Origin of the sequence: Alteromonas sp. AMM-1 (assembly GCF_047290655.1) — a bacterium.
Lineage (GTDB): Bacteria > Pseudomonadota > Gammaproteobacteria > Enterobacterales > Alteromonadaceae > Alteromonas > Alteromonas mangrovi.
In genome coordinates, this window is sequence record NZ_JBLBUE010000258.1 from 1 (window position 1) to 2,891 (window position 2,891).

Consider the following 2,891-nt stretch of genomic DNA (forward strand, 5'->3'; position numbering starts at 1 on the left):
CGATACCAGCGACTACGACACGCTGCTGCAATACGCATTAAACAACATTAAGGTACCCGAGGCACCGGAAGCGCTGATATTACCTTCATCTGGTGATGCACCAGTACTAGGCGCGGATGCACTGGGTGATACCGCAACGATATGTTCGTGCTACAACGTGTCCTAAGGCGACATTATCAGCGCTATCGACGGCGGTTGTTGTTCGGTTGGCGAAGTAAAAGGCGTTACCAGTGCCAGCACTGGTTGCGGTGGATGTGCTGCCTTGTTGAAGAACGTGGTAGACAGCGAACTCGAAAAGCGTGGTGTTGAAGTGTCTAAAGCGATTTGTGAACACTTTAACTTTACCCGTCAGGAACTGTATCACCTGATTAAAATAGAAGGGATTCAGAGCTTCGATGAACTGCTTGAGAAGCACGGCAGTGGTATGGGCTGTGATATTTGTAAACCCGCCGCAGGTTCGATCTTTGCGTCGGTGTGGAACGACTACATTCTGAAGCAACAACACCAGCCGTTACAGGACACCAATGATACCTATCTGGGCAACATGCAAAAAGACGGTACCTATTCGATTGTCCCTCGCGTCGCTGGCGGCGAAATTACCCCTGATAAACTCATCCTGCTGGGTGAAGTTGCCAAGCAATATAACCTGTATACCAAAATTACCGGTGGCCAGCGCATCGACTTGTTTGGCGCCCGTGTTGACCAACTGCCAGCCATTTGGGAAGCCCTGGTAGCGGGTGGATTTGAAACGGGTCATGCATATGCCAAAGCGCTGCGTACGGTTAAGTCGTGCGTTGGCAGCACCTGGTGTCGTTACGGTGTGCAGGATTCAGTAACCATGGCTATCGATCTGGAAAATCGTTACAAAGGCCTGCGTGCCCCGCATAAAATCAAGTTTGCCGTATCAGGTTGTACCCGTGAATGTGCTGAAGCACAGGGTAAAGACATCGGTGTAATCGCTACTGAAAGAGGCTGGAACCTGTACGTGTGTGGTAATGGCGGTATGAAACCTCGCCACGCAGACCTGTTCGCAACCGATCTGGATGACGCAACACTGGTGAAATACATCGACCGCGTACTGATGTTCTACACCAAAACGGCTGACCGTCTGCAACGCACATCAGTGTGGATGGAAAACCTGGAAGGGGGTCTGGACTACCTGAAACAGGTGGTAATTGAGGATTCTCTTGGCATAGGTGAAGAGCTTGAAGCACAAATGCAGCTCATCACGGATACCTATCAGTGCGAGTGGAAAACCACCATTGAATCGCCGGAAGCCCTTAAACGTTTCCGCCAGTTTGTGAACAGTGACGCAACCGATAGCAATATTCAGTTTGTCACTGAGCGCGAGCAAATTCGCCCGGCCACTAAAGCCGAAAAATTTTCGGGTGAAAAAGCCATCCCGGTAGAATTGGTATAGGAGAGCAATCATGCAAGCACAAGAAAGTTATACCCCACAGTGGCATGATGTATGTCATGAAGACGACCTGGTTACCAACAGCGGCGTTTGTGCACTGATTGGTAGCGAACAGGTTGCTATTTTCAAAGTTGTTAACAGCGAAGGCACACAGTATTTTGCGATCAGTAACTGGGATCCGATTGGTGAAGCTAACGTCTTGTATCGCGGTATTGTAGGATCGTTGGGAGGCAAAATTGTGGTTGCCTCGCCACTCTACAAAGAGCATTACGAACTGGCTTCTGGCGTGTGTCTTGAGCGCGATGACGTAAGTGTGAATGCCTATTCTGTGCGAGTGGAAGCACAGCGCGTATTAATTGAACTGTAAAAACCGGAATCTGCAATGACTTCATTACCCCCAACAGCCAATCCTCAGAGCAGTAAACGGTTACTGCAAACAACTTGTCCGTATTGCGGAGTAGGTTGTGGCGTGGATGTCGTGCGCCAGGGGGCAGCGAGTCCACAGTTAAGCGATTTACAGGGTAGCCGGGAACATCCGGCTAACTTTGGTCGCCTTTGTATTAAAGGCACCCATTTATTGGAAACACTGGGGCAGGATAGCCGCTTGTTGTTTCCAATGGTGAATGGGCAGCGCGCTGACTGGCAACACGCTATACAAACGGTAGCCGATAAAATCCGTGAGGTACTGGCAACAGATGGGCCCGATGCTATTGCTATTTACGGTTCGGGACAGTTACTCACTGAAGATTATTACGTTGCCAACAAGCTGATGAAAGGCTTTATTGGCAGTGCAAACATAGATACTAATTCCCGTCTGTGTATGTCGTCAGCAGTGGTTGCCTACAAACGCGCTTTTGGTGAAGACATAGTGCCTTGCGACTACGACGATCTGGAAAACACCGATTTGCTGGTGCTGGTTGGCAGCAATGCCGCCTGGACACACCCGGTGTTATTCCAGCGTATAGAGCGCGCCAAATTGCAGAATCCGGCAATGAAAGTGGTGGTGGTTGATCCGCGCCAAACCGATTCCTGTTCGCTGGCCGATTTACATCTGCCACTGGCGCCGGGCACTGATTCCGTGTTGTATTGTGGTTTGCTGAATTACCTGTCACAACACGACGGACTGGATATCGCTTATCTTGAACAGTCTGTGAACGGTTTGGATGATGCACTCGCCATTGCCCGCGAATGGGATAGCGCAAGGGTAGCAGAGGTGTGTAAATTACCGCTGGCTACTATAGAAACGTTTTTCCGCTGGTTTACGCAACTTCCACGTGTGATCAGCTTTTTCTCAATGGGCATCAACCAGTCTACCACTGGCGTAGACAAGGGGAATGCCATTATTAACTGTCATCTTGCCAGTGGTAAAATTGCCAAACCCGGCTGCGGACCATTCTCGATTACCGGTCAGCCCAATGCGATGGGGGGACGGGAAGTTGGCGGCCTCTCAACGATGCTGGCCGCGCATATGGAC

General features: G+C 50.3%; 2 protein-coding genes and 1 pseudogene. All 3 read left to right on the top strand.

The window, feature by feature from the left end; genetic code table 11:
* A pseudogene (gene nirB, locus ACLR2L_RS19735) lies at positions 1-1,420 on the top strand (nitrite reductase large subunit NirB); the annotation flags it as partial.
* A 10-nt stretch (positions 1,421-1,430) separates the two neighbouring features.
* Positions 1,431-1,784, top strand: a complete 354-nt coding sequence (gene nirD / locus ACLR2L_RS19740; RefSeq protein ID WP_140960348.1) for a nitrite reductase small subunit NirD — start codon at positions 1,431-1,433, stop codon at positions 1,782-1,784.
* Between the two features lie 15 nt (positions 1,785-1,799).
* The coding region (locus tag ACLR2L_RS19745) for a molybdopterin-dependent oxidoreductase (RefSeq protein WP_413370678.1) at positions 1,800-2,891 on the top strand (1,092 nt) is incomplete at its 3' end.

Excerpts from the sequence above, each read along its gene's own strand:
- nirD (WP_140960348.1), top strand. The coding sequence starts at position 1,431 with ATGCAAGCACAAGAAAGTTATACCCCACAGTGGCATGATGTATGTCAT.